This window comes from Pseudomonas sp. PICF141 (assembly GCF_002286815.1).
In the GTDB taxonomy this organism is placed as follows: Bacteria; Pseudomonadota; Gammaproteobacteria; order Pseudomonadales; family Pseudomonadaceae; genus Aquipseudomonas.
Window position 1 is genome coordinate 118,080 of sequence record NZ_MUNM01000063.1, and the last position, 26,125, is coordinate 144,204.

Sequence of the window (26,125 nt, forward strand, 5' to 3'; positions counted from 1 at the left end):
CCAGCGAGGTAGCTAAGCAGCGGCGTGGACCACTACACTCGGTCATTCTTTGATACACGGAGGTTTTGACATGCGGCGCGTGGTGTTCAATCAGAAAGGTGGCGTGGGCAAGTCAAGTATTGCCTGCAATCTGGCGGCGGTCAGCGCCAGCGAAGGCTATCGCACGCTGTTGGTGGATCTCGATGCCCAAGCCAACTCCACTCAATACCTGACGGGACTCACCGGTGACGATATCCCGATGGGGATCGCTGATTTCTTCAAGCAGACGCTGTCCTCCGGCCCGTTTTCGAAGAAAAACCAGGTCGATATCTACGAAACTCCGTTCGACAACCTTCACGTCGTTACCGCGACCGCCGAGCTGGCTGACTTGCAGCCCAAGCTTGAGGCCAAGCACAAGATCAACAAGCTGAGAAAATTGCTCGAGGAACTGGACGGCGATTACGACCGAATCTACCTCGATACACCGCCAGCGCTGAATTTCTATGCTGTCTCGGCGTTGATCGCTGCTGATCGGGTGTTGATCCCCTTTGATTGCGACAGTTTCTCCCGTCAGGCGCTGTATGGCCTGCTGGCGGAAATCGAAGAGTTGAAGGAAGACCACAACGAAGGGCTGGAGGTTGAAGGCATTGTTGTCAACCAGTTCCAGGCCCGCGCCAGTTTGCCTCAGCAAATCCTCGACGAACTGATCGCCGAAGGGCTGCCCGTATTGCCGGTGTACCTGGCCAGTTCAGTGCGGATGCGCGAATCCCATCAGGCCAACACGCCGCTGATCCATCTCGACCCGCGGCACAAACTGACTCTGCAGTTCGTCGACCTGCACAACTTGCTGGAAAACTGAAAAGCGAAAGATCGCAGCCTTCGGCAGCTCCTACGGGATTGGCTGAACGCCGATTTAGAAGCTGCGAAGGCTGCGATCTTTTTCAGGCTGCTATCAGATCCCCTGACTACGCAACCAGCTCATCAATTGCGGTAACGGGAAGGCCCCGCTCTGGCGAGCCACTTCCCGGCCGTTCTTGAACAGAATCAGGCTCGGGATCGAGCGAATCCCCAGCTGCGCCGACAACTGCTGATTCGCCTCGCTGTCCAGCTTGGCCAACCGACACTTGCCTGCCAACTGCCCAGCCGCCTGCTCGAACACTGGCGCAAACGACTTGCATGGCCCGCACCAGTCCGCCCACACATCCACCAGCAATGGCAGATCACCCTTGATCTGACTGGCGTAATCGCCTTGTTTCAATTCGAACGGTTTGTTCAGCAAGACCTCGGCCTTGCAGCGACCGCATTTTGGATGATCCTTGAGGCGCTCGGCGGGGATGCGGTTCAGACCGTTGCAGTTGGGGCAGGGGATGAGGAGTGGGTCGGTCATGATTGGCTCTCAGTTGGGCAGTCTATGGAGCTGATCTGGAGTTGAAGGTGGTCTTTATCAAGGAGATAGGTTTTAGACCACTATCTTATTCGGTTGCGAAAAGGGCCTATCTGCACTCACGACGAACAACTGATCTCCAGATGCTTGCCCCATTCCGGTGGCCGCTCGGCATAACGCTCCATTCCAGGCTGCTCCTCGAACGGATTGCTCAGCACCGCGTGCAAGCGGCGAACTTCCGAGTAGTCGCCGCTCTCTGCCGCATCGATGGCGTTCTGCGCCAGATAATTGCGCAGGATGTACAGCGGATTCACCGCATGCATGCGCTTGCGGCGCTGTTCCTGGTCAGCCACACCTTCACGGGCAACCCGGGCGATGTAGAGTTCGCCCCACGCATCGAAACCCTTGAGGTCGACGAAGTCATCGCGCAAGCGGGCGATGGCCCGTTCGGGTGATTCATCGCCGAGGCGGCGGAAGAACAGGCTGTAATCGACGCCGCTGTTCTGCATCAATTGCAGCAGGTGTTCCAGCAATTTCTGGTCGTCGTCTTCGGCAGTGGTCAAGCCGAGGCGACGGCGCATCAGGTCCAGGTAGTGGGCCTGGAACAGTGGCAGGTACAGGCCGAGGGTTTCGCGCAGGGCTTCGACGCTGATGAACGGCGTCAAGGCCTGGGCGAGGGCGCTGAGGTTCCACTGGCCAATGGGTACCTGATTGCTGAAAGAATAGCGGCCCTGATCATCGGAGTGATTGCAGATGAAGTGGGCATCGAAGTCGTCGAGAAAGGCAAACGGGCCGAAGTCGAAGGTAATACCCAGGATCGACATGTTGTCGGTGTTCATCACGCCGTGGCAGAACCCGTAGGCCTGCCATTTGGCGATCAGTTCGGCATTGCGCTCGACGATTTCGCGGAACATCGCCAGATACGGTTCCGGCTGTTCCAGGCAATGGGGGAAATGCATCGCCAGCACATGGTCGCCAAGTTCTTTCTGTTGCTCGGGACGCTTGGTGTAGTAGAAAAATTCGAAATGCCCGAAACGTACATGGCTCGGCGCCAGACGCAGGAGCATGGCCGCGCGTTCCTGTTTCTCGCGCCAGACCGGTGTGTCGGAGCCGATCACGCACAGCGCGCGAGTGGTGGGAATGTTCAGCGCATGCAGGGCTTCGGAGGCGAGAAATTCGCGGATCGAGGACCGCAACACCGCCCGTCCATCGCCCATGCGTGAATAGGGCGTCTGGCCGGCACCCTTGAGGTGCAGGTCCCAATGTTCGCCGGCTTCGTTGTAGACCTCGCCCAGTAACAAGCCGCGACCGTCGCCCAGCTGCGGGTTGTAAAAGCCGAACTGATGCCCGGAATAGACCATCGCCCGCGGCTCGGCCTCGGCCCAGAGCTTGTGACCACTGAACAGCTCAGCGAACACCGGTGTGTGGGCCTCGGCCGGGTCCAGGTCCAGCAGCGCCATGGCGGCGGGGCTGGCAACCACCAGTCGCGGAGCGGCGATGGGCTCGGGCAGCACATGGGTTGAGAACGCATCGCCCAGGCGGGCGAAGCGATTGTCGAAGGTCAGTTCGTCGAGGGCTTTCAACGGCCATCTCCAGCAGAATGTCCGAGCATTCTGCTAGGGATAGCGCGGTTAGTCGAGTTCGACAGGTGGCGGTTCGCGCCGCGGTTTGCTGTCGACCACCGGCACGATGGTTTTGGCTTCCGGTTCGATCGGCACCATCTTGTATTCCTGGCCATGAAGGTTCTTGAGGTAGACCTCCATTTGTCGGAACGAGATGTTGATGTGCTGCTTCTTGAACTCGCGATTGATGAAGCGGTTGACCTCATCGAGCACCGGGTTGCGGTCGCCGAGGTCGCGCACATGCATACGCAACTCGTGGTCGAGGGTGCTTTCGCCGAAGTTCAGGAAGTACACGTGGGGTTCCGGATCCTTCAGCACGCGCGGGTTATCCCGGGCAGCCTTGAGCAGCAGTTCTTTCACCAGGTCCAGGTCCGAGCCGTAGTCGACGCCGAGCTTGAGGGTTACCCGGGTAATGGTGTCGGTGAGGGACCAGTTGATCAGTTGTCCGGTGATGAACGTCTTGTTCGGGACGATGATGTCCTTGCGGTCGAAGTCGGTGATGGTCGTGGCGCGGATGCGGATCTTGCTCACCGTGCCCGACAGGTTGCCGATGGTGATGGTGTCGCCGATCCGTACCGGGCGTTCGAACAGGATCATGATGCCGGAAATGAAGTTGGCGAAGATCTCCTGCATCCCGAAACCGAGGCCGACCGACAGCGCGGCCACCAGCCACTGCAACTTGTCCCAACTCACGCCGAGCGTGGACAGGGTCGAGACGAAACCGACGCCGGCAATCACATAGGACAGCAGCGTGGTGGTGGCGTAGGAACTGCCTTGGGCCAGGTTCAGCTTCGACAGCACAAACACTTCCAGCAAGCCTGGCAGGTTGCGCGCCAGTGCAAAGGTGATGCCGATGATGATCAGCGCGCCGAGCATGTCGCCGATGCTGATCGGCACCATGCTCATGTTGGCGCCGGTGCCGCTGGTGTATTCGTAGAGGGTGATGTTGTCCAGGTACGAGAACACCGAAATCAGGTCCGACCAGACCCAATACAGTGCCGCGATGAAACCGCCGAGCAGGGCCAGGCGGATCAGGCGCAGGGACTGCTCGTTGACCTTCTCGATGTCCAGGGTCGGCTCTTCGATCACCGCTTCGCCGTCGCCGGCCTCTTTGGCGGCCTGACGTTTGGCCAGGGCGCGTTGATAGGCCAGGCGCCGTGCGGCAACGCTGAGGCCACGGACGAAGGTCGCTTCGATCACCAGCCAGAACATCAGCAAATACAGGGTGTTGATCAACCGGTCACTGAGTTTCAGCGCGGTGTAGTAATAGCCAAAGCATACGGCGACGAACAACGCGATGGGCAAGGCTGTGAACAGAACCCCCACGGCCTTGCGGAACAGTGAAGCGTTCTGGTGAGTCGGGCTGCTGACCAGCAGGCGGCTGAGTAGCCAGGCCATCAAGGCGTAGCAAGTCAGCACTACCGGCATGCCGAGCACGTCATCGGCCAGTATCGCCGGTTGCAACTCGGCGACCGCCACCACCGCCACCAGGGCCATCACTACCAGGCCGAGTCGGCGTATCCAGCCTTGAAGGAATTCGACCTGAGGTTTTTCCCAGCGGAAATGCAATTCGGCGACGCCACCCGGCGCGAGGATACGGTAAGCGGTATAGAACACCAGCCAGGCCTGGGCCATTTCCAGCAGCGCCGCCCCCATATTGGCGTTCTGCCCGCGGGCGTCGATCTGCAACGCCAGGCCGCACAAGGCCAGCGCCAGGGAAACGGGCATCGCCAGCAGGATATTGATCAGAATCGCTTGCGGTGTGTGCCACTGGCTGTCGCGCTTGAAATGGCCGATGTCCAGGTGAACCTTGTTCAGGCGGGCATACAGATTTTTTCGGCGCCACAGCAGCGCCCCGATCAGAAACGCCAGCGGCAGGAACAGCAGCGGTCGCTGGGTCAGGCCATCGGTCAGCTCACTCAGGCTCGAGGACCATGGCAGGGTAGTGATCTGACGCTCCAGGCGTTCCGGCACAGCGTATATCCACTCAAGGTCCAGCGGCTTGTTGCTGGGAATCCAGAACATTTGCTCATCCAGCGTTGCCCTCAGGCTTTGCGCGGTGCTGAGCAGTTGTTTCTGGTTGAGTTGCAACGTGATGGATTCGTTGAGCACCGCGCTCAATTCGCGATTCAAGCGTTCCAGCAGGTCCGCACGAGTGATGGCCAGTTCCAGCAGGCTCTTGCGCAGTTGCGGGGTGATTTGCTCGGGCTGTTGAGTCGCCAGCAGGTTGTCGACATAGGTTGTCGGGTTGCTGAGCAGTTCCCGTTGCTGGCTGACTTCGAACTGATACAGGCGAATATCGGCAATCTGATCCGCCAGGTCGCGGTCCACCCTGAGACGCGGCAGGGCCTGTTTCTGTTTGTACAGAATTTTGGAGAGCAGCAGGCTGCCCTTGAGCACGTTGATCTGTTCGTCCAGCGCCGAGTCGCTCTGGGTCACGCTGTCCAGTTGCTGCTTGGTCTGAAGGTTCTGTTGGGTGACTTCATTGAGACGATCGGTGCTTTTGAGCAGGTAATCGGAGAGCTTCAGGTTGGCCGCGCTTTCGGTGGCCAGCAGGCTGCTGCCGCCGGCCTTCTGCGCTTCGATGGACTGCTGGGTAACGGTCTCTTGAGACTGGGCCAGGCGCTTCTGGTTGATCAGGGTTTGCAGCTCCTGGATCTCCTGATCCAGGCGATTGGACTTTTCCGTGAGCAGGTCATGCTGGCTGTTGCCCAAATCCTGCAGCTGACTGTTACCGGCCAACTCCTGGCGACGCAACGGGATCAGTGCGTTCAGTGCCGCAAGCTCGGCGTTGAGCTGGTCGCGCTGTTCAGCGCTGAGCGTCTTGCCGTTGTCCTTGCCGATTTTGAGGATGTTATTGATTTGCTGAATGCGCGTCTGGCTGGCGGAAATTTCCGCCTGGGCACGCTCGGGACGGGTCTGGGCGGTAATCACCAGACTGTTGGCCTCGGCCAGTGCTTTTTGCAGATCGCTTTGCTGCGTCGAGCGTTCGGTCAATAACTGCTCAAGCTGCTGAATGGTTTCTTTGGCGTAGCGTTGCGCCACCGGCACCACATGGTTGACCTTCAGGCGAGCCAGTTCACGCTGGTTCTCAATGTTCTGCTTTGGCGCGCTAGCCAGCTGCTGCTTGAGATCAACCAGCTTTTGCTCGTAATCACGCTTGTTGGCCAGTTGCGTCAACGTGCCTTGCAAAACGCTTTGCAGGGCCTTCTGATCGGCTTCCGGCAGCTTGCGCTCGGCGATCTTGTCCAGGCTCGCCTGCACGGCTGCGCTGGAGGGCGGTTCGGCGGCTTGCAGTGTGTTGATGGAAAGACTCAAGCCCAGCAGGGCCATGATGAAAACAGTGCGCAGGGTTGACATAAAGACCGATCGAAAACTGACGAAGAGTGGAGTTTAGAGGAACAAGCCGGGACCCGGGCGACTTCCTTCGGGGAATCTGACGCCTACCTTACCAATCTTGTTCCCCTCCATGACAGCGACGGTCCACAGTGTGTTGTTCCATTCCACCTGGTCGCCCACTACGGGTGCACCGCCCACTTTCTGGGCAATGAAGTGGCCCAGGGACATGTTTGGATCGATGCCTTCGACTTGCAACCCGTACAGGGCGGCAACCGCGGCCAGCTGGGCGTCTCCTTCGAGTACGAAGTCGCCGAAGAAGCGCAAATCCTGCCCCCGTTGCGGGGCCTGACTGAAGAGTTTTCCGAGGGCCGGAAGGTTGTGTTCATGGCCGATTACACAGAGCAAATCATCGACTTCAAGCACCGTGCTACCCGACGGATGGAGCAATTGTTGGCCACGAAACAGGGCAGCGATACGGGTCCCTTCGGGCATTTTCAGCTCGCGAAGAGGGGATCCAATGCACCATTTCTCGGCACCCAGGCGATACACGAACAGCTCCCATTCACTGGTGACATGCACTTCCAGCGCCGATCGGGAAATCGGCAAGGGCTCCGGCGGGACGGTCACTTTCAACAACTTGGCAACCCAGGGCAGGCTCGTGCCTTGCAGCAGCAGCGACACCAGCACGATAAAGAACGCCAGATTGAAATACAGCTGGGCATTGGGTAGCCCCGCCATCAGCGGAAATACCGCCAGAATGATCGGTACGGCACCGCGCAGGCCAACCCAGGAAATGAATGCCTTTTCGCGGCCATGGAATGCCTTGAAGGGCAACAGGCCGACCAGCACAGACAGCGGGCGGGCAAACAGGATCATCCACAGCGCCAGGCCCAGTGCGGGCAAGGCAATCGGCAGCAGGTCATGGGGCGTGACCAACAGCCCCAGCACCAGGAACATGCCGATCTGCGCCAGCCAGGCCATGCCGTCGAGCATGTGCAAAATGCCGTGGCGACTGCGCACCGGGCGATTGCCGATCACCAGCCCGCACAAGTAAACCGCCAAAAAGCCGCTGCCGTGCAGGGCGTTGGTCAGGGCAAACACCGCCAGACCGCCAGCAATCACCAGAATCGGATAAAGGCCGGTGGCCAGATTGATACGGTTGACCAGTTGCAGCATCAGCCAGCCACCGCCCAGGCCGATCACACCGCCGATGCCGAATTCACGCACCAAATGCGCCAGCAGACTCCAGTGCAGGCCGGTCTCGCCGCTGGCGAGCATGTCGATCAGGGTCACGGTGAGGAACACCGCCATCGGATCGTTGCTGCCGGATTCGATTTCCAGGCTCGCGCTCACCCGTTCGTTCAAGCCCTTGCCGCCCAGCAGCGAGAACACGGCGGCGGCATCGGTGGAGCCGACGATGGCGCCGATCAGCAGGCCCTGAATCATATTGAGGTCAAACAACCACGCCGCCGCCATTCCGGTCAGCCCGGTGGTAATCAACACCCCGACCGTGGCCAGCGACAGCGCCGGCCATAATGCCACGCGGAAACTCGCCACCCGGGTGCGCAAGCCGCCATCGAGCAGGATCACTGCCAGGGCGAGGTTGCCGACCAGATAAGCCGTAGGGTAGTTATCGAAAATAATGCCGGCACCGTCGACACCGGCCAACATGCCCACCGCGAGGATGATCACCAGAATCGGGATCCCGAGGCGCGATGAAAGTGAGCTCACCAGAATGCTCGCACCTACCAGCAACGCGCCGATCAAGAACAGGCTGTTGATGGTCGTCGCATTCAAAGGCAATACTCCAGAAAGCTAAAGGCGGGCACAAACTGACCATGCAGTCTGCGTGCCAGCGATTCTAACCTGTTGAAATGTGATGCTGTCAAAAAGCTTTTAACGATGAGCCGGATGAGATAACTGTGGCGAGGGGGCTTGCCCCCGTTGGGTCGCGCAGCGGCCCCGGATTCTACGACTGCTGCGCAGCCGAACGGGGGCAAGCCCCCTCGCCACAGGATTAGAGGCTAAACCGCCCAACCATGTTGTTCAGGTCCAGCGCCAGGCGCGACAGTTCGTTGCTGGCCGCGCTCGTCTGGTTGGCGCCCGTGGCCGATTGCACCGACAGGTCGCGAATGTTCACCAGATTGCGGTCCACTTCGCGGGCCACCTGTGCCTGCTCTTCGGCAGCGCTGGCGATCACCAGGTTGCGTTCGTTGATTTCGACGATGGCGCTGTTGATGGTATCCAGCGACAGGCCTGCTCCACGGGCGATGTTCAAGGTCGACTCGGCGCGTTCGGTGCTGTTGCGCATCGAATCCACGGCGTGTTCGGTGCCGCTCTGGATACTGCCGATCATGCGTTCGATTTCGCTGGTCGACTGCTGGGTGCGATGAGCGAGGGCACGCACTTCGTCGGCAACGACTGCAAAACCACGACCGGCTTCACCGGCACGGGCGGCTTCGATGGCGGCGTTCAATGCCAACAGGTTGGTCTGGTCCGCCAGGCCGCGAATCACGTCCAGCACCTTGCCGATGTCGCGCGACTCGTTGGCCAGATCACCGATCAGGGTGGCAGTGCTCTGCACGTCGGCGCTCATGCGCTCGATCGCACTGACGGTTTCCTGCACCAGGTCACGGCCGTCACCCGCCGACGTGGTGGCATTTTTCGAGGCTTCGGAGGTGCTCACGGCATTGCGCGCGACTTCTTCCACGGCACTGGTCATTTCGTTAACGGCCGTGGCGGCCTGTTCGATTTCGTTGTTCTGCTGAGTCAGGCCCCGGGCGCTTTCGTCGGTAACGCTGTTGAGCTCCTCCGCGGCGGACGCCAGTTGCGTGGCCGAACCGGAAATCTGTTGCAAGGTGTCGCGCAGTTTGTCCTGCATCTTCGCCATCGCGGCCAGCAAACGACCGGCTTCATCTTTACCGTCGACGGTGATCGGGCGCGTGAGGTTGCCTTCGGCGATTTCTTCGGCGGCGCTCAGGGCGTTGGCGATTGGCCTGGTAATGCTGTTAGTCAGCAGCCAGGCAAACAGCAAAGTCAGGCCGGTGGCGATGATCAGCAGGGTCACCGTCAGGTTGAAGGCCGAGGCGTATTGGTCGACGGCTTGCTGATTGGTGTCGAGGGACTGCTGAGTGTTGATCTCCAGCAAAAGGCTGAGCACAGAGTTGACGGCTTCAGAGTTCGTCAGCAAATCGGTATTGAGCAGCGTGCGCAGTTCGTCGATCTGATTGTTGCGCGACAGGCTCTTCATCCGGTCTTCGATCTGGCGATACTGCCCCAGCAACTGCACATATTGATCATAGGTCGCACGTTCCTGCGGGCTGGCGATCAGTTTTTCGTAGATGGCTTGAGCCGCTCGAATCTGCTGGTTACGGGTTTCCAGCAACTCCATGGTTTTCTGCTGGACGTCCGGCTCGCGGTTCACCAGCAGACGATAAGACAGCACGCGCAGGCGCAGGGTCAGCTGAGTGAACTCATCGAGGCTTTTAATGCTCGGTACGCTGTTGGAGGTGATTTGCTCGGCGGCACCGCGAATCTTGCTCATCTGGTTCAGCGCGAATACACCCAGAACCAGCATCAGGCCGCCAATCAAGGCAAAACCGAGGAACGCCCGCGGTGCGATATTGATGTTTCGTAAAGACATGATGTTCACCGAAAAAAGCGCATCCGTGCGGGGCTGAGACTGCTGTATGCATGACTTATCGGTCATACGACTAAAGTCTTGAGCGGCGCGCGTTTTTGTCGCGCAAGGGCCGCGGCGACGAAGTGCAGGAACCAGATCCGCCAAACACAGTCTTTAAAACTCGCGAGGAAGGTCGCCCGCCAGCAAAATCAAGGCCTTGCGCCCGAATAACCCTGGCGTCAGTGGTGACTTTTCTTTATCGTACGCGCCCTTTGAAAATGCCCGGAAAATCAAAATGTTGGAAGCATCCCTAAGCCAATTGGAACAACTGGTCAGCGACCTGGTGCAGCAGAACCAGAGCCTGCTCGGCACCAATCAATCCCTGAGCGCGGAACTGGCCCAGGTCAAGGATGAAAACGAAAGCCTGCAACTGAGCCTGATGGAACAGGAAGAGAAACAAGGCGCCACTGCCGCACGTATTCAGGCCTTGGTTGAGCGCGTCAGCGCCGGCCCTGTCAGCGCATGAGTTATGGCGCCCCGGGGGTAAAAGTCGTCTCGATTCTGGGGGAGGACTATTCGATCAAGGCGCCGGCCGGGGAAGAGCAGACCCTGCTGGACGCCGCTTTAATGTTGAAGGCCGCCCTGGCCGAGACCAAAAAGAAATACCCGACGCTGATCGGTGACCGCTTGCTGGTGCTGGCGGCGATGAATCTGTGTTCGCAGCAGATCGAAATGCAAAAGCGTCACCAGCAAGAACTCGACCGTTACCAAGAGCAAGTCAGCGCCACGGTTGAAGTGATCGCCAAGACCATCAATCAGGCCTGATCAGCTTTGCGCACAACCAAAGAATAAATTGTCGTTTGCGTTGTATACAATCGGCATGGCTGTTGCAGTGTTTCAGCCTCTTATTCTTTGGGGGTGCTCCATGCAGTTCTGGCGACGCAGTATTCAATGGCAGTTGATCCTGAGCATGGGCACCGCCCTGCTGGTCAGTATTCTGATCGTGGTTGGCGTTTATACCCTCGTGGTCAACCGCCTCGCCCAGCGCTATCTGGTCGAACAAGCGCTGCCGTCGAGCATCGAGGCGATGCGCAACGACATCGAACGAATCCTCGTTCAACCGCTCACCGCCGCCAAGGACATCGCCAGTAACAGCATGGTGCGCGACTGGTTGGCCGGGGGCGAGAACAGCGCCCAGACCGACACCTTCGTGAACTATCTGCAAGGCATCCGCGCCGAGCATAAAGCCTTTACCGCGCTGATTATCGGGGCCGCGTCTAGCCATTACTTCAATGAAAAAGGCCTGGATCGCACGCTCAGCCGTTCCAATCCCAACGACGCCTGGTTCTATTCGTTCCTCGACAGCAACCAGCCGCGCACCCTCAATATCGACAATGACACCGCCACCGGCGAGTTGGCGCTGTTCATCGACCTCAAGGTCGAGCAGGCCGGTAAAGTCGTGGGCGTCGCCGGGCTGGGCCTGAGCATGAAAGAGCTGTCGGAGCTGATCCACAATTTCAATTTCGGTGAGCGCGGCAAGGTCTATCTGGTGCGCTCCGACGGTTTGATCCAGATTCACCCCCAGGCGCAGTTCAGCGGCAAACGCACGCTGGTCGAGCAAATCGGCGCTTCGGCGGCGCAAGCGGTCATGGGGCAGCGCCCTGGCGCCACCGCGTTCGCCACCAGCCGTTTTGTCCGCGATGGCGAAGATTTTCTGGCGCTGAGCCTGCCGCTACGTGATCTGGGCTGGACCCTGGTGGCCGAAGTGCCACAGTCGCAGATCTACGCCGAAGCCCGCCGCGCGATGTGGATGAGCGGCGGCATCGGTATGGCGGTGGCGCTGGTTTGCCTGTTGCTGGTGGTGTTGCTGGCCCGTGGATTGGTGCGACCGATTCGTCAGGTAACAGCGGCGTTGGTTGCCATCGGTAGCGGTGGTGGAGATTTGACCCACAGGTTAGATTCCAGTCGCGCCGATGAACTGGGTGACCTCGCTCGTGGCTTCAATCGCTTCCTGGAAAGTCAGCGCGACATGATCGGCGAAGTCCTGGCCACCAGTGAGCGCTTGCGCACGGCGGTCGGCCAAGTGGCGCGTGTGGTGGATAACACGGCCGAACGCTCGGGCCGTCAGCAGGAAATGACCGATATGGTCGCCACCGCCGTTCACGAAATGGGCCTGACCGTGCAGGAAATCGCGCAGAACGCTGGCAATGCAGCCGTCGCTTCGCAAACCGCGCGGGATGAAGCATTGCAGGCGCGGGAAGTCGTGGGCGGCTCGATTCGGCATATCGAAAGCATGTCCGATGAGATTGGTATCGCCGCCGGTGCGGTGGGCGAGTTGGCCCATCAAGTGGCGTCCATCGATCAGGTGTTGGCAGTGATTCGCGGGATTTCCGAGCAAACCAATCTTTTGGCTTTGAATGCGGCCATCGAAGCGGCGCGGGCCGGGGACATGGGGCGCGGGTTTGCCGTGGTGGCCGATGAAGTGCGGACGTTGGCGCGGCGGACTCAGGCGTCCACCGACGAGATCCAGCAGATGATCGGCAGCCTCAAGCAGGGCGCGGAGAATGCGGTGTCTTCCATGCACGCCGGGCAAGCAGCGACCGGCACCGGCGTTGAGTCGAGCCAGCGCACCGGGGCGTCGTTGACGGCGATTACCGGACAGGTCGAGCGCATCAGCGACATGAACCACCAGGTAGCCACGGCGACGGAAGAGCAGTCGGCGGTGACCGAAGAAATCAACCGGAATGTGCAGGGGATTTCTGATTTGGCCCGGGCTACGGCGGGGGAGGTCAGGGCTTGTCGTGAGGATTGTCAGATGTTGCAGCGGTTGGCGGATGATCTGGCGCGGCAGATGGGCAGTTTCAAACTCAGCTAAAAATAGTGTTGACCGATCGTTCCCACGCTCTGCGTGGGAATGCAGCCCGGGACGCTCCGCGTCCCATTGGAACGCGGAGCGTCCCCTGAGGCATTCCCACGCAGAGCGTGGGAACGATCAGTGAGAGGGTGTCAGAACCACTCATCCTGCATGCCCAGGCACACATCATCCCGCGCCTCAAGAATCGCCAGCTCATGGTGACAACCCGGTACTTCCCACGTCAGAAAATACCGCGCCGCCTGCAGTTTGCCTTTATAGAAGCTCACGTCTGCCGAGTTCCCTTTGGCCAACCCTTCCTCGGCACGAATCGCCTGTTCCAGCCAGCGCCAGCCGATCACCGTATGCCCGAACACTTTCAGGTACAGCGCCGAATTCGCCAGGCTGCTATTGACCTTGCCTTGAGCCAGATCGGTCAGCAGGCCGATGGTCACGGTTTGCAGGCGGGCCACCAGTTTCTCCAACGGCTCACGCAGCGGCGTCAGCGATTCATACGCCTGCGCGCGCCCGGCGGTGTCGGCGATCAGGCGGATCAATTGCTTGAGCCCCGCGCCCCCGTTCTGCGCCAGCTTGCGCCCCAGCAAGTCCAGCGACTGAATGCCGTGAGTCCCTTCATGAATCGGGTTCAGACGGTTATCGCGGTAGTACTGCTCCACCGGGTACTCACGGGTGTAACCGTGGCCGCCGAGAATCTGGATCGCCAGTTCGTTGGCCTTCAGGCAAAACTCCGACGGCCAGGATTTGACGATCGGCGTCAGTAAATCCAGCAGCTCATGGGCTTGTTTGCGTTCGGCTTCAGTCTCAAGCGTGGTGGTGTCGTCGAACAGTCGCGCCGCGTGCAAACCAAGGTCGAACGCGCCTTCTACATAAGCCTTCTGGGTCAGCAGCATGCGTTTGACGTCGGCGTGCTGAATGATTGCCACGGGGGCGGTGGTTGGGTCTTTACTGTCGGGAACGCGGCCTTGCGGACGTTCGCGAGCGTACTCCAGTGAGTACAGATACCCGGCGTAACCAAGCATTACCGCGCCCATGCCGACGCCGATCCGCGCCTCGTTCATCATCTGGAACATGTAGCTCAAACCGTGGTGCGGCTTGCCCACCAGATAGCCGACACACTCGCCATTGTCGCCGAAGTTCAGCGCGGTGGACGTGGTGCCACGCCAGCCCATCTTGTGGAACAACCCGGCCAGCAACACGTCGTTGCGTTTGCCCAGGCTGCCGTCATCGTTGACCAGAAACTTGGGCACGATAAACAGCGAAATGCCTTTCACCCCGGCCGGCGCGTCCGGCAGTTTGGCCAGCACCATGTGCACGATGTTTTCCGACAGCGGGTGGTCGCCGCCGGAGATGAAAATCTTGTTGCCCTTGAGGCGGTAGGTGCCATCGGATGCAAGCTCGGCGCGGGTACGAATATCCGACAGCGAGGACCCTGCGTGAGGCTCGGTCAGGGCCATGGTGCCGAAGAAACGACCGTCGACCATCGGTTGCAGGAAACGCTGCTTCTGTTCATCGGTGCCGAAGCTTTCGATCAGGTTCGCCGCGCCCATGGTCAGGAACGGGTAAGAAGTCGACGCCGCGTTGGCCGACTGAAAGTGCGCAAAGCACGCTTGCGACAGCAGCGTAGGCAGTTGCATGCCGCCGGCGTCGAAACTGCGCGCGGCGTTGAGGAAACCGGCTTCAAGGAACGCATCCACCGCCGGCTTCACTTCCGGAATCAGAATTGCCTGACCGTTCTCATAGCGCGGTTCGTTCTCGTCGCCCTTGCGGTTGTGCGGGGCGAAGAACTTCTCGGCGATGTTGCGGGCAGTACCGATGGCCGCATCGAAGGTCTCGCGGTTGTGCTCGGCGAACCGCTCACGCTGAGTCAGGCCTTCGGCATCAAGGACTTCATACAGCTCGAAAGCCAGATTGCGGGAACTGAGCAACGTCTCGGACATGGCGGCCTACCTTTTTTTGGAGTGGACCGAGTCTAGATGTGGGAAGGGCGGGGTGAACAGGATGATTGATGAGCGTGATGGAGAGGCAGAACGAGAGGGAAGGATAAAGCTGGGGAGGACGGTCATGATCGTTCCCACGCAGAGCGTGGGAACGGTCATGAGGAGGGTTTAGCCGATCGTCATCAAACTGGCATTACCACCCGCCGCAGCAGTGTTGACGCTCAACGCACGTTCGATCACCAGACGCTCCAACGCAATGTTGGTCTCGCCCTGCGACAAACCATGAACCCCAACGATCGCCCCGGCACGCTTGGCCACTTGCTGGCACACCGCACGCAACTGGTCGGAATGGCCATGATGCAGAACTGCATCGATCACCACTTCGTCCTTGGTCCAGTCGGCAACCCGCTTGATCCGCGCCTGAACTTCTTTCGGCAGGCGTGCGAACAGAGCTTTGCCCGGTTCGCCTTCCGGCCATACCGCCGAGCCGCCCACGGCCAATACCGCAGCCAATTGAGTCAGCAGATCGCCTTCGACCTCTGCCAGGCACAGCACGTGTTCGCGCGGCAGGATGGCGTAGCTGTTGCGTTCGCCGGTCGGGCCGGCCAGAACACGGGTGATCCCGCTCTGCGACTGCGCGGCAAACTGTACGCACAAGGTGCTCAAGTCAGCGAGCTTGTTGCTCTCGGCCCAGGCTTTGAGCGCTGTCAGCGGTTTGCTCATGGCATCACGCAGACGAACGTCCGGTGCAGCGACGGCATCGTCCCGAGCGAAGGATTTTTCGATTGCATCGGTAGGACGCGTCGACAGCAGGCGGTACAGGTACAACGGACCACCGGCTTTCGGGCCAGTACCCGACAGGCCTTCACCGCCGAACGGTTGCACGCCGACTACAGCACCGACGATGTTGCGGTTCACGTAGATGTTGCCGGCGTTGACGTTGTCGATCACCTTGGCGATGGTCTCGTCGATGCGCGTGTGTACGCCCAGGGTCAGGCCGTAGCCGGAAGCGTTGATCTGGCCGATCAGTTGATCGATGTCCTTGCGCTTGTAGCGCACCACGTGCAGCACCGGGCCGAAGATCTCCCGTTGCAGCTCGTCGAAGCTTTCCAGTTCGATCAGGGTCGGCATCACGAAAGTGCCGCGTTTGACTTCTTCTGTGTTGGCGATGGCTACCTGGTACACGTTGCGACCTTTGTCGCGCATGGCCTGGATGTGCTTCTCGATGCCTGCCTTGGCTTCGGCGTCGATCACCGGGCCGATGTCCACGCTCAGACGCTCTGGATTACCGAGGCGGCATTCCGCCATGGCGCCCTTGAGCATTTCGATGACACGGTCAGCGGAATCTTCCTGCAGGCAAAGCACCCGCAGCGCCGAGCAGCGTTGACCGGCGCTGTCGAAGGCCGACGACACCACGTCAATGACTACTTGTTCGGTCAGCGCCGAGGAGTCGACGATCATCGCGTTCTGGCCACCGGTTTCGGCGATCAACGGAATCGGACGCCCCTGAGCGTCCAGACGACCGGCGATGTTGCGTTGCAGCAGACGCGCGACTTCGGTGGAACCGGTGAACATCACGCCTTTGACCCGATCGTCGCCGACCAGGCGGGCGCCGACGGTTTCGCCACGGCCCGGCAGCAGTTGCAACACGCCTTCCGGGATGCCGGCTTCGAGCAGCAAACGCACGGCTTGAGCCGCCACCAGCGGGGTTTGTTCCGCAGGTTTGGCCAGTACCGGGTTACCGGCGGCCAGGGCCGCAGCGACCTGACCACTGAAGATCGCCAGCGGGAAGTTCCACGGGCTGATGCAGACCACTGGGCCCAATGGGCGGTGGGCATCGTTGGTGAAATCGTTGCGTGCCTGCACCGCGTAATAACGCAGGAAGTCCACGGCTTCACGCACTTCGGCGATGGCGTTGGCGAAAGTCTTGCCGGCTTCACGAGCCAACAGGCCCATCAACGGCTGGATCTCGCCTTCCATCAAATCGGCGGCACGTTCCAGAATCGCAGCACGTTCGGCTGGCGGGGTCGCCTGCCAGATCGGGGCGGCGTTCAGGGCGCACTGAATTGCATTGTCGACGTCTTCGACGGTGGCTTCCTGCACATGACCCACCACGTCACGCAGATCCGACGGGTTCAGGACGGGCGCCGGGGTTTCGCTGCTGGAGGCGCAACCGAGCATCGGCGCCGCTTTCCAGTTGTTGTGTGCGGTGGCCAGCAGGGCGCAGGACAAGGAAGCCAGACGATGTTCGTTGGCCATGTCGATGCCGCTGGAGTTGGCGCGCTCGGCACCATAAAGATCGCGCGGCAGCGGGATGCGCGGGTGCGGCAGACCGAAGCCGCCTTCCAGCGTCGCCATCTGCTCGATGCTGGCCACTGGATCGGCCACCAGCTCCTGAATCGAAATGGACTGGTCGGCGATGCGGTTGACGAACGAAGTGTTCGCGCCGTTTTCCAGCAGGCGACGCACCAGGTACGCCAGCAGTGTTTCGTGCGTGCCAACCGGAGCGTACACGCGGCACGGACGGTTCAGCTTGCCTTCGGAAACTTTGCCTACAACCTGTTCGTACAGGGGTTCGCCCATGCCGTGCAGGCACTGGAACTCGTACTGACCTGGGTAATAGTTCTGACCGGCGATGTGGTAAATGGCCGATAAAGTGTGGGCATTGTGCGTGGCGAACTGTGGATAAATGACTTCCGGCACCGACAGCAGTTTGCGTGCGCAGGCAATGTAGGACACGTCGGTGTACACCTTGCGGGTGTAGACCGGATAGCCTTCCAGGCCTTCGACCTGGGCGCGCTTGATTTCGCTGTCCCAGTACGCGCCTTTCACCAGGCGAATCATCAGGCGATGACGGCTGCGGCGAGCCAGGTCAATCACGTAGTCGATCACATAAGGGCAACGTTTCTGGTACGCCTGGATCACGAAACCGATGCCGTTCCAGCCAGTCAGTTGCGGCTCGAAGCACAGGCGCTCCAGCAGATCCAGCGACAGCTCGAGGCGGTCGGCTTCTTCGGCGTCGATGTTCAGGCCGATGTCGTATTGCTTGGCCAACAGAGTCAGCGACAGCAGGCGCGGGTACAGCTCGTCCATCACGCGCTCGTACTGGGCGCGGCTATAACGCGGGTGCAGTGCGGACAGCTTGATCGAAATGCCCGGGCCTTCATAAATCCCACGACCGTGGGAGGCTTTGCCGATCGAGTGAATGGCTTGTTCGTACGAGGCCAGGTATTTCTGGGCGTCGTGCTCGGTGAGTGCGGCTTCACCCAGCATGTCGTAGGAATAACGGAAGCCTTTGGTTTCGAACTTGCTGGCGTTGGCCAGGGCTTCGGCGATGGTTTCGCCGGTAACGAACTGCTCGCCCATCAGGCGCATGGCCATGTCGACGCCCTTGCGGATCATCGGCTCGCCGCTCTTGCCGATGATGCGGCTCAGGGACGAGGTCAGGCCCGCTTCGTTATGGGTGGCGACCAGTTTGCCAGTCAGCAGCAAGCCCCAGGTGGCGGCGTTGACGAACAGCGATGGGCTGTTGCCCAGGTGCGGCTGCCAGTTGCCGGTGCTGATTTTGTCGCGGATCAGCGCGTCGCGGGTGCCTTTGTCCGGAATACGCAACAGCGCTTCGGCCAGGCACATCAGTGCCACGCCTTCCTGGGACGACAGGGAAAACTCCTGCAACAGGCCCTGAACAATCCCGGCACGGCCGCCGGCGCTTTTCTGATTGCGCAATTTCTCGGCAATCGAGGCGGCGAGCTTGTTAGTGGCGTCGGCCATCGGGGCCGGCAGGCGCGCCTGCTCGATCAGCATCGGCACCACTTCAGGTTCCGGGCGACGGTAGGCGGCAGTAATAGAGGCGCGCAGCACCGATTGAGGCAGGATGCTTTCGGCGAATTCCAGGAAGCACTGATGGGCGTGATCAACATGGATCTCGCCCGCTTCGTCAATTTCCTTGCCGTTCAAACCGTTCAGCTCGGACAGGGTTGCACCACCCTCGAGTTTTTCCAGGTAATTGAAAATTGCCTGCTTGATCAGCCAGTGCGGCGTGCGATCAATCGAGGTCGCGGCGGCCTTGAGGCGTTCGCGGGTCGGGTCGTCAAGTTTGACCCCAAGAGTGGTGGTAGCCATATTTTTTTATCCTCATGTTTGCCACGACCGCGTGGCATCAGCTGGCGGCAAGATTAGCGGTGCGTCGGTCGAGGTGCAACCGGGTGCAACCCTTTTTTTGTCGGAATAATAAGCAGCTCGTCAGGAAACTGATTTTGCTGCCTCCTCCCGCGCCTGCTTGGTGCTTTTAATTCTAGTGCAACCGGAAAAACGCCCTAAAAAGGAGCAAAATCGACCCTTTGTAAGAAAAATCCGACTAGGTGCAACTTATTCGTACGAAACTGGTTGCACCTTATTTGCAATGTTGAATAGCATTCGCGGCCAAGGTGCAACCGGTCGAAAAACCGCTGTGCCGGCTGATGGCTTTCCTGGGGAAACATCAGTCATAAATGCGCGGGATCCGGATCGTCTGTCAAACGTCGTCGTTTGCGAGCGGTTCACCAGCCGCCGTTACATAAAAACAATGCCAGGGCGTAACTCAATGAGCGTAAGCAATCCAACCCTGATCACGTTCGTGATCTACATCGCAGCAATGGTGCTGATCGGCTTCATGGCCTATCGCTCCACCAACAACCTTTCTGACTACATTCTGGGCGGTCGTAGCCTGGGCAGCGTCGTGACCGCACTCTCCGCCGGTGCTTCCGACATGAGCGGCTGGTTGTTGATGGGCCTGCCAGGCGCTATCTACATGTCCGGTCTTTCCGAAAGCTGGATCGCTATCGGCCTGATCATCGGTGCTTACCTGAACTGGCTGTTCGTCGCCGGCCGTCTGCGCGTGCAGACCGAGCACAACGGCGATGCACTGACCCTGCCGGATTATTTCTCCAGCCGTTTTGAAGATAAAAGCGGCCTGCTGCGGATTATCTCTGCGGTGGTGATCCTGGTGTTCTTCACCATCTACTGCGCTTCCGGCATCGTGGCCGGCGCCCGTCTGTTCGAAAGTACCTTCGGCATGTCTTACGAGACAGCGCTGTGGGCCGGTGCTGCGGCGACGATTGCCTACACCTTCGTCGGCGGTTTCCTGGCAGTGAGCTGGACGGACACCGTACAAGCCACATTGATGATCTTCGCCTTGCTGCTGACGCCGATCATCGTGCTGCTGGCGACCGGCGGCATCGATACCACGTTCCTGGCCATCGAAGCGCAAGACGCCAGCAACTTCGACATGCTGAAAAACACCACCTTCGTCGGCATTATCTCGCTGATGGGCTGGGGCTTGGGCTACTTCGGCCAGCCGCATATCCTGGCGCGTTTCATGGCGGCGGATTCGGTCAAGTCGATTGCCAAGGCGCGTCGCATTTCCATGGCCTGGATGATCCTGTGCCTGGGCGGTACGGTCGCTGTAGGTTTCTTCGGCATCGCTTACTTCTCGGCAAACCCTGCCGTGGCAATGCCAGTGAGTGAAAACCACGAGCGTGTGTTCATCGAATTGGCCAAAATCCTGTTCAACCCGTGGGTTGCCGGTGTACTGCTGTCGGCCATTCTGGCGGCGGTAATGAGTACCCTGAGCTGCCAGCTGCTGGTGTGCTCGAGCGCCCTGACCGAAGACTTCTACAAAACCTTCCTGCGTAAAAGCGCTTCCCAGGTTGAACTGGTCTGGGTCGGTCGCGCCATGGTGCTGCTGGTTGCCCTGATCGCCATTGCGATGGCGGCTAACCCGGAAAACCGTGTACTGGGTCTGGTCAGCTACGCTTGGGCCGGTTTCGGTGCTGCGTTCGGTCCGGTTGTCCTGATCTCCGTGATCTGGAAAGACATGACCCGCAACGGCGCACTGGCCGGTATCCTGGTCGGCGCGATCACCGTGATCGTCTGGAAACACTTCGAACTGCTGGGCCTGTACGAAATCATCCCTGGTTTCATCTTCGCCAGCCTGGCGATCTACATCGTCAGCAAGCTGGGCACGCCGACTCATGGCATGCTGCAGCGCTTTGCGGCTGCCGAGGCAGATTTCCGCCTGAACAAGTGATGGGGATGAGCTGATGCTCTGACCTTTCGCCGATATGAAAACGGCCCGCTTCCTTTGGAGGCGGGCCGTTTTTTTTTGGTTTGCGGGGAAGGGGTTGGTGTTTTTGATGCCGCTTTCGCGGGCAAGCCTCGCTCCTACAGGATTCATGATCCACCGCAGAACTGTAGGAGCGAGGCTTGCCCGCGAAGAGGCTACCCGCTGCAACACACTACTTTTGCAGGGAATGTCTGTAGCCAAACACACCGATTTTTGAAGGAAAAATCCCTAAAAAAGTAGGGCAAATCTGATTTCCTTGTCCCCACGTCAACACCCCTTGTCGCTCATGCAGAATCGCCCGCCTTCATTCTGCAGAGACACATCGGATGTTCGCGCCTGCCAATCAACCGCGTTTCACGTTGACCCTCGACGGCGTCCAGAATGAGCTCAAGGTACTTGAGTTCACGGGCAAGGAAGCCATCAGCCAACCCTATCGTTTTGACCTGGAACTGGTCAGCGAGCGCCCGGACCTGGAACTCGAAAGCCTGCTGCACCGTCAGGCATTTCTGAGTTTCGATGCGCACGGTTCCGGTATTCACGGTCAGATTTTTCGTGTTGGCCAGAGCGATTCCAGTCATCGTCTGACAGGCTATCAAATCAGTCTCGTGCCGCGTCTGGCGTACCTGGGTCAGCGCATTAATCAGCGGATTTTCCAGCACAAAAGCGTGCCGACCATCGTCACGCAAATCCTCAAAGACCACGGCATCCAGCGTGACGCCTTCGAGTTTCGGCTCGGCAGCGACTACCCCGAGCGCGAGTACTGCGTGCAGTACGCCGAAAGTGATCTGGCATTCATTCAGCGTCTGTGTGCCGAAATCGGTATTCATTACCACTTCCAGCACAGGCCCGACGGGCACTTGCTGGTGTTCGGCGATGACCAGACGGTTTTCCCTCGACTACCCGAGCCGACGTTGTACTTGCCTGGCAGCGGGATGGCAGCGGATGCGCCAGCGATCAAGCGGTTCAACGTGCGCCTGGAAACCCGTACTACGGCGGTCACTCGCCGGGATTACGACTTCCACAAACCACACCTGCAACTCGAAAGCCGCCTGGACAGCGAACAGCGACCGGTGCTTGAGGACTACCACTTCCCTGGCCAATTCACCGACCGCGAACACGGCAAGCATCTGGCACAACGGGCCTTGGAGCGCCACGGCGCCGATTACCGCCAGGCCGAAGGTCGCGGCGACGAATCTGCTTTGGTCAGTGGGCATTTCCTACACCTCGCCGAACACCCGCGTCAGGCATGGAATGACCTGTGGTTGATCACCGAAATCGAACACCGGGGGCGGCAGCCGCAGGTCCTCGAAGAGTCGGCCACCAGCGACAGCCCAGATGATTTCCAAGGGTATCGCAATGCCTTTCTGGCGACGCCGTGGGACATTGCTTTTCGCCCCTCGCTGGGGCCGGAAAAGCCCCGCATGCTCGGCTATCAACCGGCCGTGGTTACCGGCCCGACTGACAGCGAAATCCATTGCGACGAGTACGGTCGGGTCAAGGTTCAACTGGCCTGGGACCGTGACGGTCAGCTCAACGAGCATTCCAGTTGCTGGCTGCGTGTCGCCACTGGCTGGGCGCACGACCGCTACGGCAGCGTGATGATTCCGCGCGTCGGCATGGAAGTGCTGGTGGGGTTTGTCGACGCCGATGCCGACAAGCCGCTGGTCATGGGGTGCCTGCCCAACGCCGCGACCCCGGTGCCGCTCGATCTGCCGGCGGACAAAACCCGCAGTATTTTCCGTAGCCAAAGTAGTCCCGGTGGCGGTGGTTACAACGAATTGCGCATCGAGGATCGCAAGGGTGCCGAGGAAATCTACCTGCGCGCCCAGCGAAACTGGACTCAGCATGTATTGAATGATCAACAGGTGCAGGTCGACAACCAGCGCAGCATCGTCGTCACCGGCACCGCTCGCCATGAGTTGAAGGCTGACGAAAAGCGCATCACCCACGGCCAGCGCCAGACCGAAGTGCGACTTGATGATCATTTGGTGGTGGTCGGTGACCGGCACATTCGCGTGACCAGTCAGGCCCTCAACGCCAGCCAGCAATTCCACGTCAGCGCCGGCCAGCAAGTGGTCATCGACGGCGGCGCCAGCGCGACCATTCAGGCGGGCGGGCAGTGGATCAACATCGGCCCCGGCGGAATTTTCAGCAGCGTGCCGATCCAGGTCGGTGGCGCACCGATGGCGGCCATGGCTGCTGCGCCGAGCTTGCCGGACGTCCCGTTGAAACTGGCAGCAGCCCCCGCGGCGCTGCTCAGTGCCGCACAAATACTCAGCCTGCAAAGTGACGCGCCGTTCTGCGAAGAGTGCGAGCGCTGCAAGGACGGTGTCTGTGCCGCCTGATGTCTTGTCACCTCGGGCCTGGCTGGAACGCCAGCCAGTGAAACCGTCGGAGCAACTGTTCGCGATTTTCAGCAATGCCAGCGCCGCTGAGCCATTTGTTGCCTGGCAACGCTCGATCACCGCACAAGCGCCGAGCCCGATCTGGGCCGACACCGCGTATGCCGAGTGGGACGCGGTGATGCCCTATGTCGGAATCGTCGCTGCTGATGGTGAGTTTCTGGAGTGGGTTGCTACGACCGAGTCCCGCGATTGGGGTTGGCTGGCAGTTTCTTCTACCTCTCAAGAAGCGCTGGTCGAGCATTTGCGCAGCCTCACTCAAGTTCTTTTGCCCAACGGCAACGCGGTGTTTTTTCGTTTCTGGGATGGGCGTTATTTGCTGTCGATTCTTCAGTCTGCCGACGTTAACGCCACGCAGTTAATGCCTGTCATTGACCGTTGTTTGATCAATGGGCAACCGCTCGATATCGGCGGCAGTGCATTGAAAGCCGCCAGGGATTTTCCGTGGTGGGAAGTTTCTGAATCGCTGCTCAAACGCCTCGCCACTGAGACCGTCACGACCCGCATCAACAACTTGCTGAAGTGGCTGAGCGAAGACCGTCCAGACCTTTACGAAGCGTTTTCTGAAAGTGTGTTGCGGCACAAAGTTACGAGCCTTCTTGAGACGCCGGACCAGCCTCAAGTGCCGAAATCAGCGTTGGTGGATTACCTGATGACGGAGCTGGACTGATGGATCAGATCGTACGGATCGAGCAGGAGCTCGACGGTTTCAAAGACACGTTGAGTTTGTATCGCCAGCAACTTGGCAGCTTCTTGAGCAGGAATGCGGACAGGGTTAGCCGAGTTGCGGATATGCCGTCGCTGATGGGCATGGAACGGCTCATAAAACTTGGTAATACCACCACCGCGGTGAGCAGTCGTGATGACGATTTTTTCTCCAGCCTTGCGCAGTGCCCGAAGAGCGGAATTCTGGAAATCGAGAGCAAGTTTGAATCGGTTTATGACATTCCGCTGGGGAATATTTCGCTTGATGTGATTGCTGTCGATGGCGGCGAGATCACACCGGTCACGCTTGATGAAAACGGTAAAGGACAGTTCGAAGGTACACCCGGCAAGTTCTATCGTGTTCATGTCCAGAGTGAAGTTACCCCGGCTCAAATCGATGATCTTTTCTCGTCCTACGATGGCTTGACCTCAGAGCTGGAAGGCTGGCTGCGCAAAGAGTGGGAGGGGTTCAAACCGCAGTGGTCGCAGTCGACTTTTGTGGCCGCTGGTAACGGAATGCTGGCGGGAAGTTGGGCAGCAGTCATGGGCGTTTGGGATGGACTGAGCCTTGTCTTTGACATCCTTAAGAATCCAGGCGCTCACCTTGAACAACTCGGCAGTAGTGCGCAGCAACTCATCGATTTGGCGAAACAATCACCAGCAACGATGGAAAAAGCCATGTTGCTGGCTAGCGATGAAGCGGCGCTTTGTCTGCTGTTTCGTGCTGCGAGTCTTTGGCTTTCGGCGTTACCGCCTAGCGAAATGGCTGGTAACTCGGCAGAGGTGGCCAGCCAAGTCATTGTCTCGGTACTGATCGATATTCTGATTGCTTTGGCACTGGCCTGGACGGGTGTCGGTATACCCGCCGCCAAAACCTATCTCACCGCTCGCGGGCTCAAGTACGGGGCGTTGCTGGCGGGTCTGGCGATGCGTTTCGTCGAGGCCATTTTCACTATTCTCAGCACCTTCATGGAGTACGTCGACCGCTATAAGAAAGTCGCCGCACGCGGTATTGCTGCGGGGCTAATAAAGGGTCGGATGCAACTGCGCTGGGATGCCAAACGCAACACCACGCTCAAGCAAAACGAACACCACGACAACGTCCCGGATCAGGCGAAAAACCCCAACGGCGACAGCGCCACGTGCGTGCCGTCCACCTGCAAGAACGGCTGCCCGGTGTCGATGGTCACCGGCGAAGAACTGCTGACCCTCACCGACGGTGCCCTGGACGGCATCCTGCCGTTCGACTTCACCCGGCTCTACCGCACCAGCGCCGCCGAGATCGATTGTGGGCTGGGCTTCGGCTGGAGCCATTCGTTATCCCAACGACTGGAAATCGACGGCGACACGGTCATCTGGATCGACCACGAAAACCGTCGCACCACCTTCCCCCTGCCAAACCGCGAACGCCTGGCGATCCACAACAGCCTGTCGCGCGCAGCGATTTATCTGGGCGATGACCCCGAGGAACTGATCCTCGCCCAGGCTGGCGAAGAAACCCGTTTCTACCACTTTCACAACGGTTTTCTGACCGCGATCAGCGACGCGTACGACAACCGCTTGCGCATCACCCGCGACCGCCAGCAACGCATTCAGCGCCTCGACAACGGCGCCGGCCGCGCCTTGCTGTTGCGCTACGACCGCACTCATCTGATCGCCGTCGACTATCAGGTGTTTGTCCCCGCGCAGACCCTCGCCGAGGCCTGGCATACCGAGCAAACGCTGGTCAGTTACCGCTACGACGAATGCGCTCAACTGATCGAGGCGAGCAACGCCGCCGGCGAGAGCGAGCGTTACGACTACGACGACCGGCACGTGATTTTGCAGCGTCAACTGGCCGGTGGGGCGAGTTTCTTTTGGGAGTGGGAAAGGTCCGGCAAAGCGGCCAGATGTGTTCGGCATTGGGCGTCGTTTTCGCAGATGGACACGCGTTATGTCTGGGATGACCAGGGCAGCGTCACCGTCCAGAACCTCGATGGCAGCGAAGAGGTTTACGTCCACGACGATCGGGCGCGGCTGGTGCGCAAGGTCGAGTTGGACGGTGGCGAACACCTCAAGGCCTATGACGATCAGGGCCGCTTGGTGGCCGAACAGGATCCGCTCGGCGCCGTCACCGAATACCGCTACGACGAAGTCGGACGGCTGGTGGCGCTGATTCCA

15 protein-coding genes and 2 pseudogenes are annotated in these 26,125 nt (G+C 59.6%); 9 read left to right on the forward strand and 8 right to left on the reverse strand.

The genetic code is table 11. The features are described from left to right. Positions 1 to 70 precede the first annotated feature (70 nt). Positions 71 to 838 (forward strand): ParA family protein, encoded by a 768-nt coding sequence (locus BZL43_RS17765; RefSeq protein WP_095633509.1) that lies wholly within the window; start codon positions 71 to 73, stop codon positions 836 to 838. A 93-nt stretch (positions 839 to 931) separates the two neighbouring features. On the opposite strand, the gene trxC is transcribed toward BZL43_RS17765, so the two are convergent. From trxC to BZL43_RS28865, 6 genes and pseudogenes are all read right to left on the reverse strand, one after another. Continuing rightward, the gene (gene trxC / locus BZL43_RS17770; RefSeq protein ID WP_095633510.1) at positions 932 to 1,366 is read right to left on the reverse strand and encodes a thioredoxin TrxC; all 435 of its coding nucleotides are present in this window, start codon (positions 1,364 to 1,366) and stop codon (positions 932 to 934) included. A 116-nt stretch (positions 1,367 to 1,482) separates the two neighbouring features. Next, positions 1,483 to 2,946, reverse strand: coding sequence for a protein adenylyltransferase SelO (gene selO / locus BZL43_RS17775; RefSeq protein WP_095633511.1), 1,464 nt, complete (start codon positions 2,944 to 2,946; stop codon positions 1,483 to 1,485). A 48-nt stretch (positions 2,947 to 2,994) separates the two neighbouring features. Beyond that, entirely contained in the window at positions 2,995 to 6,345 is a 3,351-nt protein-coding gene (mscK, locus tag BZL43_RS17780) for a mechanosensitive channel MscK (RefSeq protein WP_095633512.1), read from the reverse strand. Between the two features lie 33 nt (positions 6,346 to 6,378). Continuing rightward, the gene (locus BZL43_RS17785; RefSeq protein WP_095633513.1) at positions 6,379 to 8,121 is read right to left on the reverse strand and encodes a potassium/proton antiporter; all 1,743 of its coding nucleotides are present in this window, start codon (positions 8,119 to 8,121) and stop codon (positions 6,379 to 6,381) included. A gap of 220 nt (positions 8,122 to 8,341) precedes the next feature. Then, on the reverse strand, positions 8,342 to 9,214 hold the full coding sequence (locus BZL43_RS28860; protein WP_371916221.1) for a methyl-accepting chemotaxis protein: 873 nt from the start codon (positions 9,212 to 9,214) through the stop codon (positions 8,342 to 8,344). Continuing rightward, positions 9,197 to 10,033 (reverse strand): annotated as a pseudogene (locus BZL43_RS28865) (MCP four helix bundle domain-containing protein); the annotation flags it as partial. The pseudogene BZL43_RS28865 and the gene BZL43_RS28860, both read right to left, overlap by 18 nt. A gap of 208 nt (positions 10,034 to 10,241) precedes the next feature. Here BZL43_RS28865 and BZL43_RS17800 point away from each other — a divergent pair. From BZL43_RS17800 to BZL43_RS28875, 4 genes and pseudogenes are all read left to right on the forward strand, one after another. Beyond that, positions 10,242 to 10,472 carry a hypothetical protein gene (locus tag BZL43_RS17800; protein ID WP_095633515.1) on the forward strand — a complete coding sequence of 77 codons (231 nt, stop codon included), beginning with the start codon at positions 10,242 to 10,244 and terminating at the stop codon, positions 10,470 to 10,472. Further along, complete coding sequence (locus BZL43_RS17805) at positions 10,469 to 10,771, forward strand: cell division protein ZapA (protein WP_008071056.1); 303 nt, start codon at positions 10,469 to 10,471, stop codon at positions 10,769 to 10,771. Before BZL43_RS17800 ends, BZL43_RS17805 begins: the two co-directional genes overlap by 4 nt. A gap of 145 nt (positions 10,772 to 10,916) precedes the next feature. Then, positions 10,917 to 11,954: pseudogene (locus BZL43_RS28870) on the forward strand (cache domain-containing protein); the annotation flags it as partial. A gap of 135 nt (positions 11,955 to 12,089) precedes the next feature. Next, positions 12,090 to 12,821 (forward strand): methyl-accepting chemotaxis protein, encoded by a 732-nt coding sequence (locus BZL43_RS28875; protein ID WP_371916222.1) that lies wholly within the window; start codon positions 12,090 to 12,092, stop codon positions 12,819 to 12,821. Positions 12,822 to 12,952: 131 nt separating this feature from the next. Here BZL43_RS28875 and BZL43_RS17815 read toward each other — a convergent pair whose 3' ends face one another. Next, positions 12,953 to 14,755 carry an acyl-CoA dehydrogenase gene (locus BZL43_RS17815; protein ID WP_095633517.1) on the reverse strand — a complete coding sequence of 601 codons (1,803 nt, stop codon included), beginning with the start codon at positions 14,753 to 14,755 and terminating at the stop codon, positions 12,953 to 12,955. Positions 14,756 to 14,923: 168 nt separating this feature from the next. Then, positions 14,924 to 18,877, reverse strand: coding sequence for a trifunctional transcriptional regulator/proline dehydrogenase/L-glutamate gamma-semialdehyde dehydrogenase (gene putA, locus BZL43_RS17820; protein WP_095633518.1), 3,954 nt, complete (start codon positions 18,875 to 18,877; stop codon positions 14,924 to 14,926). Positions 18,878 to 19,337: 460 nt separating this feature from the next. Here putA and putP point away from each other — a divergent pair, with 460 nt between their 5' ends. From putP to BZL43_RS17840, 4 genes are all read left to right on the forward strand, one after another. Continuing rightward, positions 19,338 to 20,822 (forward strand): sodium/proline symporter PutP, encoded by a 1,485-nt coding sequence (gene putP, locus BZL43_RS17825; protein ID WP_095633519.1) that lies wholly within the window; start codon positions 19,338 to 19,340, stop codon positions 20,820 to 20,822. Positions 20,823 to 21,184: 362 nt separating this feature from the next. Continuing rightward, the gene (locus tag BZL43_RS17830) at positions 21,185 to 23,203 is read left to right on the forward strand and encodes a type VI secretion system tip protein VgrG (RefSeq protein ID WP_095633520.1); all 2,019 of its coding nucleotides are present in this window, start codon (positions 21,185 to 21,187) and stop codon (positions 23,201 to 23,203) included. Then, positions 23,193 to 23,930, forward strand: coding sequence for a DUF4123 domain-containing protein (locus BZL43_RS17835; RefSeq protein ID WP_095633521.1), 738 nt, complete (start codon positions 23,193 to 23,195; stop codon positions 23,928 to 23,930). Before BZL43_RS17830 ends, BZL43_RS17835 begins: the two co-directional genes overlap by 11 nt. Beyond that, positions 23,930 to 26,125 (forward strand): DUF6531 domain-containing protein (locus BZL43_RS17840; protein ID WP_143517871.1); only part of this gene is annotated, 2,196 nt, incomplete at its 3' end. The genes BZL43_RS17835 and BZL43_RS17840, both read left to right, overlap by 1 nt.